This is a genomic window from Chryseobacterium sp. WLY505, assembly GCF_030846215.1.
In the GTDB taxonomy this organism is placed as follows: domain Bacteria; phylum Bacteroidota; class Bacteroidia; order Flavobacteriales; family Weeksellaceae; genus Chryseobacterium.
The window spans coordinates 1-15,410 of record NZ_JAVCWI010000005.1; the positions used below are offsets into that span (position 1 = coordinate 1).

The following is a 15,410-nucleotide window of genomic DNA, read 5'->3' on the forward strand; positions in this document are numbered from 1 at the left end:
ATGTTGTAAGCTCGTGTATAGAATGTTTGCTGTAGTAAAAAGAGAACAACCTTTTGTAAATTTAATACGATATAATTTGCATATGTCTTAGAATACGCAGATTGACACAGAGAAGATGTTTGCTTTTATATTATATATAGAATGGGAAGGATGGGAAATGCTAAAGGATATATTTATATATATAATATAGAGTGATAAAATTTAACTCGTATAAAGTAATTAATTAAAATGCTTCGACTCTGCTCAGCATGACATTGCTTATACTAACGACTAAAAGGTCTGAGACACTATACTGTTATTTTACTTTCTTTAAGACTCTCGTAAAGAAGTTGGGATTCCTGCGGAATGACACAATAGGAATAGAGATTTGTACTCAATACCCTGTTTCCATAGAACTCCAATGTTCCTTTTATACCTCGAAACCCGAAACTCAATAACCCGAATCTCATCATTCATCATTCATCATTCATCATTCATCATTCATCATTTACAGCTCCTCCCCTAGCCCTGATAGTAATGGTTACCCCGCAGCTTGGGTTGGAGAGTGGGTGGGTTCAGAAGACCCTTCGGCTTCGCTCAGGGTGAGAGCGTGGGAGTGCGCGGGCGCGAGGAGTATGAATGGATAGCAGGAATTAGCTCCTGATTATTGGGTTGGAGAGTTTGAGAGTTGGAGGGTTGCAGAGTTTGTGGTTGCGTAAGAGGGTTTGAGAGATAAATGAAGGACAAAGAGGCATAATCTGAAATAGGGACATATTCTCTAGAAAGGATAAAAAAACATTCCGTAAAAATCCTTATAATAAGTGACTCCTACGGAATGGGGATAAAACGAAGTTATATTTTCTAGTTCAGAACGTATGATGTTCCGTCTCTTCCGTCTTTTAATTCAATACCTTCTGCAAGCAGTTTATCTCTGATCTGGTCTGAAAGTTCGAAATTTTTTGATTTTCTTGCCTGATTTCTCAATTCGATCAAAACTTTCAGGGTCTGATCCAGCTTTTCATTGTTATTCTCTTCTACGGTCTGTAGTCCAAGAACATCAAAGATAAAAGCATTGAGTGTAGTTTTCAAATCTTCAAGGTCATCTGTTGAGATGGTTTCCTTACCATCATTCAAGGCAAAGATGTATTTCACCGCTTCAAACAGGTGAGCGATCAGGATTGGTGAATTGAAATCGTCTGTTAAAGCTTCATATGCTTTATTTTTCCATTCTTTCAGGCTGAAACCGGATTGTTTGGTATCATCAGGGGTAATAGAATTCAATACTTTCACTGCTTCCATTAATCTGATAAATCCTTTTTCGCTGGCTATCATGGCATCGTTTGAAATATCCAGAACACTTCTGTAGTGAGCCTGCAGGAAGCAGAAACGTACAATTGAAGGATGGAAAGGTTTTTCAAAGAAGTCATTATCACCTGTAACCAGCTGCATCGGAAGGATATAGTTTCCTGTAGATTTACTCATACGCTGAGAATTCATCGTCAGCATATTGGCGTGCATCCAGTAATTTACCGGTGCGGTATCGTTGCAAGCTTTTCCTTGTGCAATCTCACATTCGTGGTGAGGGAATTTAAGGTCCATTCCTCCTCCATGGATATCGAATGTTTCGCCAAGATATTTTGTACTCATTGCAGTACATTCAAGATGCCATCCCGGGAAACCTTCTCCCCAAGGGGAATTCCATCTCATGATGTGGGCTGGGGAAGCTTTTTTCCACAATGCAAAATCCTGTGGGTTTTTCTTTTCACCCTGTCCGTCAAGGTCTCTGGTATTGGCGAAAAGCTCTTCTATGTTACGTTTTGAAAGTTCACCATAGTTCAATCCTCTTTTGTTGTACTCCAAAACATCAAAGTATACTGAACCGTTGCTTTCGTAAGCAAATCCTCTTTCAATTAGTTTTTGAGTTAACTCGATCTGCTCTACAATATGTCCTGTAGCAGTAGGTTCGATGTTTGGAGGAAGTAAATTGAACATATCCAGCACTTTGTGGAAGTCTACGGTGTATTTCTGTACAATTTCCATAGGTTCCAGCTTTTCAAGTCTGGTCTGTTTTACGAATCTGTCGTTATCAACATTTCCATCATCGGTAAGGTGACCTGCATCAGTAATATTTCTTACATATCTTACTTTGTATCCCAAATGCATCAGGGTACGATAGATAAAATCGAAAGAAAGGAAAGTTCTTACATTCCCTAAATGTACATTGCTGTACACGGTAGGTCCGCAGACATACATTCCGACGTTTCCTTCTAAGATAGGTTTGAATATTTCTTTTTCTGCTGTAAGCGAGTTATATATTTTTAATTGCATTTATTTTTAAGTTAAAAGATTTAATGATTTTAAAGATTCAAAATTGAGTTAAAAATTACATCTGTCACAACAAATAATTGTCGTGATAAAAATCTTATCTGAAACTTTTTTAAATTTTATCATAATTAAATCGCTTTTAAATGATGCTGTAAATGATCTACATAATCATCGATAATAAACTCCAATGTATAGACCCGAGGCTCTGTTTTGGTCGTATCACAGGTTCTCTGTAATGCATCGTCCGGGATATTTTCTACGATATGAACAATCTGATAGTTCAAAGATTTCCACAGATCAATAAGATCTGAAGTGGGAACATTCTGATAGTTCTGAGCTTTTACCCAAAAATTCTGGTCATATACAATATTTTCGTTCTCTTTATATTGTGTCACAACAAATCTACGGATATTTGTAAAAGCGCTGTCACAAAGATGGCCAATAATTTCTTTTTTGGACCATTTTTCTGAAGAACCCTTACGCGACCATTCTTCTTCGGTGATATTTTTAAATCTCTGAAGCTCGGCATCGATAATATTTCTAAGAATCTGGTAGTTCATTGTTTATTAATCCAGTTTTGCATGGCTTCCTACGTAATGTAAGAATTCCTGTCTTGTAATAGGGTTTGTTCTGAAAATACCACTCAATTCTGCAGTAATGGTAGAACTTGCCGTATCTTTTATTCCTCTGCAGTTTACACAAAGGTGTTTTGCATCAATGATACATGCCACATCTTTCGTTCCCAAAGCTTCTTTCAAAGCATCTACAATCTGCATGGTAAGTCTTTCCTGAACCTGTGGCCTTTTCGCGTAGTAATCTACAATTCTGTTAATTTTTGAAAGGCCGATTACTTCCCCATTGGAAATATAAGCAACATGCGCTCTTCCTATGATGGGTAGAAAGTGGTGTTCGCAGAAAGAATATACGGTGATATCCTTCTCTACCAACATCTGACGGTACTTGTATTTGTTGGAGAACGTGGAGATTCCTGGTTTATTTTCAGGAAGAAGTCCTCCGAAGATCTCGTTCACATACATTTTGGCAACACGTCTTGGAGAGTCTTTCAGAGAATCATCTGTCATATCCATTCCCAGCGTTTCCATAATCTCGCCAAAAAGCTCAGTAATTTTTTCAATTTTTTCCTGTGGCGATTTATCAAAAGCATCTTCCCTTATAGGCGTATGTTCTTTTCCAGTGAAAATATCATCGTCGTTATCAGTAAAATCAACCATTTTTATTTAATTTGCAGCAAAAATACGGATAATATCTTTTTGTCTATTTCAAATGAGATGAAAAACATTATCTTTTATAGCCATTTCTGATAAAAAAACATATGATTATTGTCGAAGAAGTACAAAACCAACTCCATAAAAGGGAATTTCTGGAATTCCCGGCCCGCCTTTATGAACACGACAAAAATTATATCCGTCCTTTAGATAAACATATTGAGGAGATTTTTGATCCTGCCAAGAATAAATTCTTTAAAAATGGAGAATGTAAAAGGTTTCTGTTTAAAAAGAATGGCAACACCGTTGGGAAAATAGCTGTTTTTGTGAACGGTTGTTATGAGCAAAAGCAACCAACTGGAGGAATTGGCTTTTTTGACTGTATCAATGATCAGGAAACGGCCAATTTTATTTTTGACCATTGTAAAAAGTGGCTTCAGGAGAAAGGAATGGAGGCAATGGACGGTCCTATTAATTTTGGGGAACGGGATAAATTCTGGGGTCTTTTGATTGAGGGTTTTGCTGAACCTTTGTTTGGGATGAATTATAACTTCCCTTATTACAAAGATCTTTTTGAAAAATATGGCTTTCAGATTTATTTTGAGCAGCTATGTTTTACCAGACCTGTTTTTGCAGAGGTTTCCAGGATCTTTACCATTGCCCATGAAAAGAACAGAAGAAATCCTGCAATCTCAGCCCAACCTATGAAAAAGAATAATCTTCCCAAGTTTGCCAGGGACTTTACAGAAGTGTATAATAAAGCATGGGCTTCTCATGGAGAAGGAAAGCATCTGGAAGAAGCAAAAGTTCTGAAAATGTTCAACACCATGAAACCTATTATTAATGAGAATATTTCATGGTTTGTATATGAAAATGAGACCCCTATTGCGATGTGGATCAATATGCCGGACCTCAACCAGTGGTTCAAATACCTGAATGGGAAATTCGGGATTTTTGAAAAGCTCAAATTTTTGTTTTTAAAGCGTTTTAAAAAGAATGAAAAAATGGTTGGGCTTGTATTTGGGGTTGTCCCCGAATGGCAGAAGAAAGGCATTGACGGGTATATGATCTGGGAAGGAACCCAGCATTTGAGAAAATATACGGATTTTACGGTTACGGAGCTGCAGTGGATTGGTGATTTTAATCCGAAAATGATCAAGATTGCAGAAGTTCTGGAAACAACGGTTACCCGGAAGCTGGCTACCTATAGATATTTGTTCGACAGAAGTAAGGAATTTGAAAAACATTCTGTTTTATAAATTATTTTTTGTCGGCAGATACAATAATATTTGTACTTTTGGTAACTTAATTAAAAACATATCAATAACTCATGAAAAAGATTACATTAATTACATTATTGGGGATGTCATCCTTTCTGTTTAGCCAAGCAAACACAATTGGATTGACTTCAGGAGGGGGAACACGGGAGGTTTTCTTTAAAATTAAATCAGAAGGTGCCGGAAGAGCTTTAAATTATGATGAAATTATTGGTTCACCTTATTTAAGTAAAAGCTTTAATATTGCCCAAGTTGCTAATGATTATGAAAAAGCACCTGTTAGATATAATACATTTAACGATGAAATAGAGTTTCAAAAAAATGGGACGACTTTAGCTCTTCCTAAGGAAGAAAAATTCTCAAGAATTGAAATATTCTCTCCTAAAATGACTTTAGTTCGCTTAGACACACAAGATGATTTAAGTGGATATTTTTTTGAATTAGTTAAAGATAAAACGGGATTATATAAAAAAATAAAAACAAAATTTATTGATGCGGTTCCTGCAGCAAACTCTTATGCTACCGATAGACCGGCATCTTTTAAAACATTAGACCCGGTATATTATATTAAAACAGAATCAGGTTACATCAAAAAGCCAAAAAAAATAAAAGATATAACTGAAGCTTTTCCAGCAAAAAAAGATGAGATCGAAAAGTTTGCGAAATCTAATAATATCAAAATAAATAAAGAAGAAGACCTTATTAAACTGGTTAAATTCTTAAATCAATAAAAATAAACCCCTGTGCAAATTCACAGGGGTTCCTTCATTTTGGTACTTTTATTAGAATAGCTCACCGGCTACTTTTTTAATATTATCACTCTTTCCCATTGAGTAGAAGTGCAGAACAGGAACTCCAAAATCCAGTAGTTCTTTGCATTGAGCGATGGACCACTCTATTCCGATCTGCTTTACGGCTTCATTATTTTTTGCATTTTCTACCTCATTGATCAGTTCTTCAGGAAGATCTATTTTGAATACCTGAGGCAGGATTTTTAAGTGTTTCTTTGTTGCAATAGGTTTGATTCCCGGAATAATAGGAACCGTGATTCCCATTTCTCTTGCTTTCTGAACGAATTCAATATACTTTTTATTGTCAAAAAACATTTGGGTTACGATATAATCTGCTCCGGCATCTACTTTTTGTTTCAGCCACTTCAGATCATAGTTCATGGAAGGGGCTTCCATATGCTTTTCAGGATATCCTGCTACTCCGATGCAGAATTTGTTCAGTTCATCACAAACCTGTTCTTCGTTATGAAGATATTTTCCTCTTCCCAGATTATTAATCTGTCCCACAAGATCCATCGCACTTGCGTGGCCTCCCTGAGTGGGTTCAAAGTACTGATGCCCTTTCATGGCATCTCCTCTTAAAGCCATTACATTATCTATCCCAAGGTACATACAGTCTACCAACAGATATTCTGTTTCTTCTTTTGTAAAACCTCCGCAAAGAAGGTGTGGTACTGTATCTACATTATATTTATGCTGAATAGCAGCGCAAATTCCCAGTGTTCCCGGGCGCATTCTTGTAATACGACGTTCCATCAAACCATTTCCTTTGTCTAAATAAATATATTCTTCTCTGGAGGTGGTAACATCTATGAAAGGTGGTTTGAACTCCATCAACGGATCTATATTGGTATAAAGATCTTCAATCCCGATTCCTTTCTGTGGCGGAACAACTTCTAAGGAGAATAAAGTTTTTCCATTTGCATTTTTAATGTGTTCTGTTATCTTCATGTTAATTTTAATCTGCTAAATTTGGCGACAACCATTTTCTCGCTTCCTGGATGCTACAACTTCTTCTTGCTGCATAATCTTCAAGCTGGTCTTCTGTAATTTTTCCTAATCCGAAATATTTGGCATGGGGGCTTCCGAAATAATATCCGGAAACAGATGCTGTTGGGAACATGGCAAGGCTTTCTGTAAGGAAAACACCTGTATTTTCTTCTACTTTTAAAAGATCCCAGATGGTTTTCTTTTCCAAATGATCAGGGCAAGCCGGATAACCTGGAGCGGGACGGATTCCTTTGTATTTTTCGGCGATCAATTCTTCATTGCTTAAGTTTTCCTGATTCGCGTATCCCCAGTATTCCGTTCTGACTTTTTTATGTAAGAATTCGGCATAAGCTTCTGCAAAACGGTCTGCCAGAGCTTTTACCATGATGGAATTGTAATCATCATTGGCTTTTTCGTATTCTGCAGACAGTTCATCGGTTCCAAATCCGGTGGTTACGCAGAATGCTCCCACATAATCGGTTTTTCCAGAGCTTTGAGGAGCAATGAAGTCGCTTAGTGCGAGATAGTCTTTTCCTTTTGATCTCTGAGCCTGCTGTCTAAGGGTTAAAAACTTCGCCTGCTCATTATTATTTTCATCAAAAATCAAGATATCATCAGATTCATTGGAATTGGCTTTAAAGATTCCGAAAATGGCTTTTGCGGTCAACAGTTTCTCATCCAGAATTCTATTCAAAATGACCTGAGCATCTTTGAATAGTTCTTTTGCCTGAACTCCTACAACCTCATCTTCTAAGATATTCGGATATTTCCCGTGAAGATCCCAGCTTCTGAAAAACGGAGACCAGTCGATAAAAGGAAGAAGTTCTCTTAAATCCTGATTCTCGATTACTTTTATTCCTACAGTATTCGGAGTGAAAATATCTTCGTTTTCCCAATCAATTTTAAAATTGTTTTCTCTTGCTTCTTCAATGGAGACATAATCTTTATCCACTTGTCTGTTCAGGAATTTTTCTCTGAAATCAGAATAGTCATTCTTTAAATCCGAAACATATTCTTTATTTCGGTCGCCTAATAATGAACTCACAACATTTACAGCTCTTGAGGCATCATTTACGTGAACGACTGCATTTTTATATTTTAAATCGATTTTCACTGCAGTGTGTGCCTTTGAAGTTGTAGCACCACCGATTAATAATGGAAAATCTAAATTCTGTCTTTCTAATTCTGAAGCGATATAGACCATTTCATCCAAACTTGGGGTAATCAGTCCGCTTAAACCAATAACATCTACTTTTTCTTCAATAGCTGTCTGGATAATCTTTTCAGCCGGAACCATTACACCAAGGTCAACAATTTCATAGTTGTTACAACCAAGGACAACACTCACAATATTTTTACCGATATCATGTACGTCTCCTTTTACCGTTGCCATTAAGATTTTTCCGTTAGCAGGTTTTGTTCCGTCTTTTTCTTCTTCAATGAAAGGCTGTAAATAAGCTACTGCTTTTTTCATTACCCTTGCGGATTTTACTACCTGGGGAAGAAACATTTTACCGCTTCCGAATAAATCTCCTACCACTCCCATTCCGGTCATCAGATTAACTTCGATAACATGAAGTGGTCTTTCTGCCAATTGTCTTGCTTCTTCTACATCTTCTTCAATAAAACGGTCTATTCCTTTTACCAAAGCATGGGTAATTCTTTCCTGTAAAGGATTGTTTCTCCATTCTAAGTCTTCAGTTTTTTCTTTCTTAACTGATTTATGCTTTTCGGAATAGTCGAGAAGTCTTTCTGTAGCATCTTCTCTTTTATCCAGAATGACATCTTCTACAAGCTCCAGTAATTCTTTATTAATCTCGTCGTAAACCTCAAGCATGGCCGGATTCACGATACCGATGTTCATTCCTGCCTGAATCGCATGGTAAAGGAATACAGAGTGCATGGCTTCTCTCACCGTATCATTTCCACGGAAAGAGAATGAAACATTACTCACTCCTCCACTCACGGATGCGTATGGAAGGTTTTGTCTTACCCAGCGTGTAGCTTCAATAAAATCGATGGCATTTCTTCTGTGCTCATCCATTCCGGTTGCCACCGGAAAGATATTTAAGTCGAAAATGATATCTTCTGCAGGGAAACCAATCTGGTTCACCAAAATATCATAGGAACGTTTTGAAATTTCAATTCTTCGTTCAAAACTGTCAGCCTGCCCTACTTCATCAAATGCCATGACAATCACTGCAGCACCATATCTTTTAATGGCTTTGGCATGTTTGATAAATTCTGCTTCACCTTCTTTTAAGCTAATAGAATTCACTACACATTTCCCCTGAGCTACCTGGAGACCTGCTTCAAGGATTTCCCATTTGGAAGAGTCTACCATGATCGGAATTCTTGCGATATCCGGTTCTGACGCAATTAAGTTCAGGAATTTGATCATCGATGCTTTTCCATCGATCAAACCATCATCAAAGTTGACATCCAGGATCTGGGCACCTCCTTCTACCTGATGGCGGGCAATATCCAAGGCTTCAGAGAATTTCTCCTCTTTGATCAGTCTTAAAAACTTTTTGGAACCGGCAACATTGGTCCTTTCACCAACGTTGATGAAATTACTCTCCGGGGTTATGATAAGAGGCTCAAGGCCTGATAATCTTAAATACTTCATTTTATTCTTCTAAAATATAGTAGGCATTATTGGCATTCTGCTTCAATAAATCCCTATGCTTACTTAAAGCTGTAATCAGTGGAAATCTTTTGTATGCTAAATCATGTTCTCTAGCAAATTCCTCTATTTCTTCTGTTATTTCATTGTAATACATATAACTGTAATTGGGAAAAAGATGATGGGCCACATGAAAATTGAAGTTTCCCAACACATTTCTTACTAACCAGTTATTTTCTTTTAAATCATTGGTCACCTCAAACTGATGACGAAGCCAGCTGAATGGAAGACCTTTTTCTTTATTTAATTTTGGAAAGGCATTATCAGGAAGCGGATGCAAAGGCAGTAAAACAAACAATGCAAAAATACTTGCTGATATCACCTGTAAAAACCACGCTCCTAAAGCCAATCCTATTGATACTTTAAAGAACATTACAGGAACCACAATCTGATAAAAGAAATAGAACAGTTTATAGCTTATCATTTTTACTTTTTCAATGGTGGGTATCTTTCCCTGGGTTTTTAAAATCACCCTTTCCTTATCAAAGAAGTCACGGAAGTCTCTTATAAACATCCAGTTGAACAAATACAACGGATAGACTAAAAAGAAAAACTTATCCTGATACTTCTGTACTCCTTTCGCTTTGATCCACGGTACGATTAAAAGCAGCCCGCTCTGTTCGATATCCGTGTCCCATCCATCTACGTTCGGATAGGCGTGATGGCTTGCGATATGTCTTTTTTTCCAGATATAGGAATTGGCGCCTATAAAATCAAAAATGTGAAGAACCAGCCCGTTCAGTCTTTTACTTTTATAAATGTTGTTATGGGCTGCTTCGTGGATTAAGTTCAAATAAATCAAAACCAGAGAAATTCCCATTAAAACAAAACTCATAATATAGATCCAATGCTTTTCGGCATTCAGAACAGCCAGAATATATAAGCCTATATAGATCAGTGGAAGTAGTACCGCTTTAATCTGAATGTAGATATCTCTGTTTTCAGAAATGTTTTCTACTCTCTGGTTCACTTTCTTTCTCAGCTCATTAAATAATCTGACATCCTCGGAATCTTTTAAGTAAATTGGCTTTTCCATATTATAACTTTGTGGTTCACTTAAAGTTAACATTAATATTTCAGCCTTCATCTTTGATTTTAATTAAAAAAATCTATCAAATCACACAAATTTCTTCAATTTCCTTGGCTCATATTTTTCAACCAGATCAGCAATTGCTTTAATATGCTCAGGCGTTGTTCCACAACATCCTCCGATAATATTGATTAATCCCTTCTCAACATATTCTTTGATCTGTCTCGCCATATCTTCCGGAGTTTCGTCATATTTTCCAAAAGCATTCGGTAAACCGGCATTCGGATATGCTGAAACATAGAATTCTGAATTATGAGCCAGTGTTTCAAGATAAGGAGTCAGCTGATCCGCTCCCAATGCACAATTGAAACCTACACTTAATAAGTTCAGGTGGGAAACTGAGATCAAAAAAGCTTCTGCGGTCTGTCCGCTCAATGTTCTTCCTGAAGCATCGGTAATGGTTCCTGAAACCATGATTGGAATTTTTATTCCTCTCTCATCCTGCAGTTCGTCAATGGCAAACAAAGCTGCTTTTGCATTCAGGGTATCAAAAATGGTTTCTACCAGAAGGATATCTGAACCTCCATCCAGCAAAGCTTCACACTGCTGTTTGTAAGCGACTCTCAATTCTTCAAAAGTGATGGCTCTGTATCCTGGATCATTAACATCAGGGCTTAAACTAGCTGTTCTGTTTGTAGGTCCGATAGATCCCGCTACGAATCTTGGTTTGTCCGGATTTTTCGCAGTATACTCGTCACAGGCTTTTCTGGCAATTTTTGCTGACTCAAAGTTCAGGTCGTATACCAGATCTTCCATGTGATAATCTGCCATCGCAATGGTAGTTCCTGAAAAGGTATTGGTTTCAATGATATCAGCTCCGGCTTCCAGATATTTCTTGTGAACTTCTTCAATCGCCTGAGGCTGTGTCAGAGAAAGCAGGTCATTGTTTCCTTTTACCGGATGTTCCCAGTCTTTGAAACGCTCTCCACGGTAATCTTCTTCTTCGAATTTATATCTCTGAAGCATGGTTCCCATCGCTCCGTCGAGAATTAAAATTCTTTCGGATAAAGCTTTATATAATTGTTCTGAATTTTTCATTTTAATCTATTTTGGCTAAAACCAGTGGCTATTTGGATTAATCCAGAGCTTGTTTTAAATCTGCAATGATATCATCCACATTTTCCAATCCTACTGAACAACGTACCAGTCCTGCCGTAATACCTACTTCATTTCTTTCTTCGTCTGATAATTTGGAATGCGTTGTAGATGCCGGATGGGTAACGATCGTTCTTGTATCACCTAAGTTGGCGGACAATGAACACATTTGTATCTTGTCTAAAAAGTTTCTTCCACCTTCTATTCCGCCTTTTATTTCAAAGGCTACGATATTTCCTCCAAGTTTCATTTGCTTTTTGGCTACTTCATAACTTGGGTGAGATTTCAGGAATGGATATTTTACCAATTCTACATTAGGATGACCCTCTAAAAACTCAGCTACCTTCAATGCATTCTCACAGTGCTTTTCCACACGGATTGCCAATGTTTCAAGGCTCTTTGATAATACCCATGCATTAAAAGGAGATAATGCTGGTCCTGTATTTCTTGCGAAAAGATAAATTTCTCTAATCAGGTCTTCCTTTCCTACTGCTATTCCCCCTAAAACTCTTCCCTGTCCGTCAATCAGTTTCGTTGCTGAGTGTACCACAATATCTGCACCGTATTTGATAGGCTGCTGAAGATAAGGGGTTGCAAAACAGTTGTCTACAATAAAGATAAGATTATGTTTTTTAGCAATCTGCCCGAAAAACTCAAGATCCAGAATTTCAATAGCGGGATTGGTAGGCGTTTCAAGATATAAGATCTTTGTATTGGGTTTAATATATTGCTCCACATTCGCTGCGTCTTCTGCTTTGAAATAAGAGGTTTCAATATTCCATTTCGGGAAATATTTGGTAAACAAAGTATGGGTAGATCCAAATACTGACTGGCAGCTTACGATATGATCTCCGGCATTCAGTAATGTGGCAAATGTAGAATAGATGGCTGCCATTCCTGTTGCAAAGGCATATCCTGCTTCTGCACCTTCCATTTTAGCGATTTTATCTGTAAATTCGGTTACGTTTGGATTAGAGAAACGGCTGTAAAGATTTTTAGGTTTTTCTTCTGCAAAGCTTGCTCTCATATCTTCCGCATCCTGAAATATAAAGCTGGAGGTAAGATATAACGGTGTGGAATGCTCATCAAACTGAGATCTTTCCGTCTGGGTTCTTATTGCTGATGTTTCAAAATTTTCCATATAGTTTTAATTGTCCATTCAGCAGGGTAACCATTAGATTCTTCGCTATGCTCAGAATGACAATTGCAATATGCAATAATGGTTACACTGCCAGATTGGTAGATTGTTACATTATTATTTAGTTTCACTTACTCTTAAAATATCTCCGAATACTCCTCTTGCGGTTACCTTTGCACCAGCTCCGGCTCCCATAATCACAATTGGATTTTCACCATAGCTTTCTGTATAGATTTCAAAGATCGAGTCTGAGCCTTTCAGCTGTCCTAATGCGGATGTGGCAGGAACAGAAACCAGTTTTACATCCAGTTCACCTTTATCTTTCTGTAAGTCTCCGTGCAGATCACCTACATATCTCAATACATGTCCGGGTTCCTGATTTTCTTTTATTTTCTGATATTCTTCGTCCAGCTCTTCCAATCTTGAAAGGAATTCTGATTTTGAAACTTCAAGAAGGCTTTCTGGAACAAGATTTTGAATATTGATATCTCCGAATTCGTTGATTAAGTCTAGTTCCCGCGCCAGGATCAATAATTTTCTTGCTACATCATTTCCTGATAAGTCTTCTCTCGGATCCGGTTCTGTGTAGCCTTTTTCCAGAGCTTCGTTGATAATGGTTGAAAATTTATCGTCTCTCAAAGAAAAATTATTGAACACATAGCTCAATGTTCCTGAGAATACGCCTTTGATTCTTGTGATATTTTCTCCTGAAAGGTGTAATAATTTAATCGTATCAATTAACGGCAATCCTGCACCCACGTTGGTTTCATACAGATAACGTCTGTTGTTTTTACTCAACGTATATCTTAGTTTTCTGTATTCTTCGATCGGAAGGGTATTGAAGATCTTGTTGGAAGACACCAAATCGAATCCGTTCTCTGCCAAAGCGTGATAGTTTTTCACAAAATCCTTACTTGCGGTGTTATCCACAACGATCAGATTTTCCAGTTGATTTTCATTAGAGAAGTTGATCAATTCTTCAACGTTCGATGGATGTTCTGCTGTCAAAACCTCATCACCCCAATTCGCATCAAATCCTTTTTTGTTGAAGGCAATTTTCTTAGAGTTAGCTACTGCAACTACTTTAAGGTCTATTTTTTTACGTTTTTTTATTTCTTCTGCCGATTCTAAAACCTGTTGTATCAATGTCTTTCCGACGTTTCCGTGGCCAATGATGGCCAGATGAACGGTCTTCGGCTTTTTGAAAATTTCGGATTCTATGATGTTTCTTGTTTTTTCATCCTGTGAAGAAGTCACAACGATGTTCACTCTGTTTTCTCCTGCCACCTGGTTTAAAAGCAATGGAAAAACATTGTTTCTTGCCAGTTCTGCAAAGACTTTATTGAAATCTTCTGCTACAAAACCAATCACAGAAACATTATTGATACTATAAATCTGGGAAACTTTTCCAGATTTTCTTTCTGCCTCAAATTCATCAATAAGACAAGCCACTGCTTTTTCTGCATCATTTTCATGAACCAGAATAGAAATTCCGTTTTCTATGGCCTGTTGAGAAATTACGCCTACACTGATACGCGCCAAAGTGAGCGCTTTAAAAATTCGTCCGTCAATCCCGATTTCTCCCAGGAAATCTTCTCCTTCAAATTTGACGATTGATCTGTTCTTCAAAAATTTTATTTCGTTAGCATTTTTCATTACTTCTATAAAATGTTTTTAATGATATTATTTAATTGTTGATATTCCATTAGGAAGGCATCATGCCCGTGTATAGATTGGATCTCGTGATAAGAAACATCCTTATTTTTCTCTTTTAAGTTTTCAAAACACATCCGGATTTCGGAAGCCGGGAAGAATAAGTCTGTATCTACGGAGATCATGTGCATTCGTGCCTGTATGTTCTCCAGTGCTTCTTCAGCAACGTTGATATTCATCAGGAGATGGTTCATCAGCTTGTAACTCTTTAAACTAAACCTTTCGTTTAGTGCGTTACCATGATAAACCAACCAGTCTTCTGATTCCAGGCGTTGTTTGTCCTGATTATATTGGTTTTGAAATCTGTCATTGAGCGACTGCGGAGTTCTGTAACACAACATGGCATGAATTCTCGCTTTCTGTAATGGTTCTTCTTTATCATTCAATAAAAATTTCTGAACCAGACATTGTGCATGAAGCCAGTCGTGTGTTCTGTAATCACAGGCTATGGGAATAAATATTTCTGCGAGATCTGGCTGCTTGGCAAGCATTTCCCAGGCAATCCCTCCTCCCAGAGAGCCTCCGATAATGGCATATAAATTTTTAATATGTAATGCTTCAAGTCCTTTCAGAAATATCCCTGCGATATCTGAAGGTGTGAAGTCTTCATAGTCTTCAATTAAAAAATCGTCGTATCCGTTTCCTGGTATGTTGAAACACAGAACGGTATATTGATCGGTATCAACAATCTGATTTTCTCCCACCAATTGTTTCCACCAGCCTTTTTCTCCGGATACATTTGAATTTCCGGTAAGAGCATGATTGATTAAAATGATTGGGGCTGTAAACAGATCTTTCCCAAAAAGCTGATAGCTTAATGAGATATGGTATTCCTTTTGGGAATAAGTTTGATACGTAAGATTAATATAGTTTAGTTCTGTTTTCAATTCTATTAAATTTTAATACAATTGAAAATGCCACAGGAAATGGCTGAAAAGAACTTCAGTAAGTTATCTGTCCAAAATACTTTGGTAGAACGTAGCACCTTCTTTGCTTGCGCAAAGGGTTGCTAAGGTTTCATAGGGTCTAATCCCTCAACCTTTCTTGATAACATTTTCAATATTTGAATGAACGAATGGTGCAAAGGTAGTTCTTTTCTT

At 37.3% G+C, this 15,410-nt stretch carries 12 protein-coding genes and 1 riboswitch; of the genes, 2 read left to right on the forward strand and 10 right to left on the reverse strand.

From position 1 onward, the window contains the following. Window positions 1-840: 840 nt before the first annotated feature. The 3 genes from cysS to folE form a co-directional block, all read right to left on the reverse strand. The gene (gene cysS, locus RAH34_RS11970; RefSeq protein WP_306596305.1) at window positions 841-2,307 is read right to left on the reverse strand and encodes a cysteine--tRNA ligase; all 1,467 of its coding nucleotides are present in this window, start codon (window positions 2,305-2,307) and stop codon (window positions 841-843) included. Between the two features lie 125 nt (window positions 2,308-2,432). Then, on the reverse strand, window positions 2,433-2,864 hold the full coding sequence (locus tag RAH34_RS11975) for a DinB family protein (RefSeq protein ID WP_306596306.1): 432 nt from the start codon (window positions 2,862-2,864) through the stop codon (window positions 2,433-2,435). Between the two features lie 6 nt (window positions 2,865-2,870). Next, window positions 2,871-3,536, reverse strand: a complete 666-nt coding sequence (gene folE / locus RAH34_RS11980; protein ID WP_034694807.1) for a GTP cyclohydrolase I FolE — start codon at window positions 3,534-3,536, stop codon at window positions 2,871-2,873. Window positions 3,537-3,637: 101 nt separating this feature from the next. On the opposite strand from folE, the gene RAH34_RS11985 reads away from it, so the two are divergent. Together RAH34_RS11985 and RAH34_RS11990 are read left to right on the forward strand one after the other, a co-directional pair. Then, complete coding sequence (locus RAH34_RS11985) at window positions 3,638-4,789, forward strand: hypothetical protein (RefSeq protein ID WP_306596307.1); 1,152 nt, start codon at window positions 3,638-3,640, stop codon at window positions 4,787-4,789. A 71-nt stretch (window positions 4,790-4,860) separates the two neighbouring features. Beyond that, window positions 4,861-5,538 (forward strand): hypothetical protein, encoded by a 678-nt coding sequence (locus tag RAH34_RS11990; RefSeq protein ID WP_306596308.1) that lies wholly within the window; start codon window positions 4,861-4,863, stop codon window positions 5,536-5,538. Window positions 5,539-5,589: 51 nt separating this feature from the next. Here RAH34_RS11990 and metF read toward each other — a convergent pair whose 3' ends face one another. The 7 genes from metF to RAH34_RS12025 form a co-directional block, all read right to left on the reverse strand. Continuing rightward, window positions 5,590-6,549 carry a methylenetetrahydrofolate reductase [NAD(P)H] gene (gene metF, locus RAH34_RS11995; protein ID WP_114820008.1) on the reverse strand — a complete coding sequence of 320 codons (960 nt, stop codon included), beginning with the start codon at window positions 6,547-6,549 and terminating at the stop codon, window positions 5,590-5,592. 7 nt (window positions 6,550-6,556) lie between these two features. Beyond that, the gene (metH, locus tag RAH34_RS12000; protein WP_306596309.1) at window positions 6,557-9,217 is read right to left on the reverse strand and encodes a methionine synthase; all 2,661 of its coding nucleotides are present in this window, start codon (window positions 9,215-9,217) and stop codon (window positions 6,557-6,559) included. Window position 9,218: 1 nt separating this feature from the next. Continuing rightward, window positions 9,219-10,310, reverse strand: coding sequence for a fatty acid desaturase (locus tag RAH34_RS12005; RefSeq protein WP_306596310.1), 1,092 nt, complete (start codon window positions 10,308-10,310; stop codon window positions 9,219-9,221). An 81-nt stretch (window positions 10,311-10,391) separates the two neighbouring features. Next, a complete protein-coding gene (locus RAH34_RS12010; protein WP_306596311.1) occupies window positions 10,392-11,402 on the reverse strand; it encodes a homocysteine S-methyltransferase family protein in 1,011 nt (336 codons plus the stop codon). A gap of 37 nt (window positions 11,403-11,439) precedes the next feature. Then, entirely contained in the window at window positions 11,440-12,600 is a 1,161-nt protein-coding gene (locus RAH34_RS12015; protein ID WP_306596312.1) for an O-succinylhomoserine sulfhydrylase, read from the reverse strand. Between the two features lie 114 nt (window positions 12,601-12,714). Beyond that, window positions 12,715-14,253, reverse strand: coding sequence for a homoserine dehydrogenase (locus tag RAH34_RS12020; RefSeq protein WP_306596313.1), 1,539 nt, complete (start codon window positions 14,251-14,253; stop codon window positions 12,715-12,717). 5 nt (window positions 14,254-14,258) lie between these two features. Further along, window positions 14,259-15,197 (reverse strand): alpha/beta fold hydrolase, encoded by a 939-nt coding sequence (locus RAH34_RS12025; RefSeq protein WP_306596314.1) that lies wholly within the window; start codon window positions 15,195-15,197, stop codon window positions 14,259-14,261. A gap of 60 nt (window positions 15,198-15,257) precedes the next feature. Further along, a riboswitch (SAM riboswitch) is annotated at window positions 15,258-15,364 on the reverse strand. Window positions 15,365-15,410: the final 46 nt, after the last annotated feature.

Bases quoted from the DNA above. Each gene is read 5' to 3' on its own strand.
- RAH34_RS11975 (WP_306596306.1), bottom strand. From the start codon at position 2,864: ATGAACTACCAGATTCTTAGAAATATTATCGATGCCGAGCTTCAGAGA.
- cysS (WP_306596305.1), bottom strand. From the start codon at position 2,307: ATGCAATTAAAAATATATAACTCGCTTACAGCAGAAAAAGAAATATTC.
- folE (WP_034694807.1), bottom strand. From the start codon at position 3,536: ATGGTTGATTTTACTGATAACGACGATGATATTTTCACTGGAAAAGAA.
- metF (WP_114820008.1), bottom strand. From the start codon at position 6,549: ATGAAGATAACAGAACACATTAAAAATGCAAATGGAAAAACTTTATTC.
- RAH34_RS12015 (WP_306596312.1), bottom strand. From the start codon at position 12,600: ATGGAAAATTTTGAAACATCAGCAATAAGAACCCAGACGGAAAGATCT.
- RAH34_RS12010 (WP_306596311.1), bottom strand. From the start codon at position 11,402: ATGAAAAATTCAGAACAATTATATAAAGCTTTATCCGAAAGAATTTTA.
- RAH34_RS11985 (WP_306596307.1), top strand. From the start codon at position 3,638: ATGATTATTGTCGAAGAAGTACAAAACCAACTCCATAAAAGGGAATTT.
- metH (WP_306596309.1), bottom strand. From the start codon at position 9,217: ATGAAGTATTTAAGATTATCAGGCCTTGAGCCTCTTATCATAACCCCG.
- RAH34_RS12005 (WP_306596310.1), bottom strand. From the start codon at position 10,310: ATGGAAAAGCCAATTTACTTAAAAGATTCCGAGGATGTCAGATTATTT.
- RAH34_RS12020 (WP_306596313.1), bottom strand. From the start codon at position 14,253: ATGAAAAATGCTAACGAAATAAAATTTTTGAAGAACAGATCAATCGTC.
- RAH34_RS11990 (WP_306596308.1), top strand. From the start codon at position 4,861: ATGAAAAAGATTACATTAATTACATTATTGGGGATGTCATCCTTTCTG.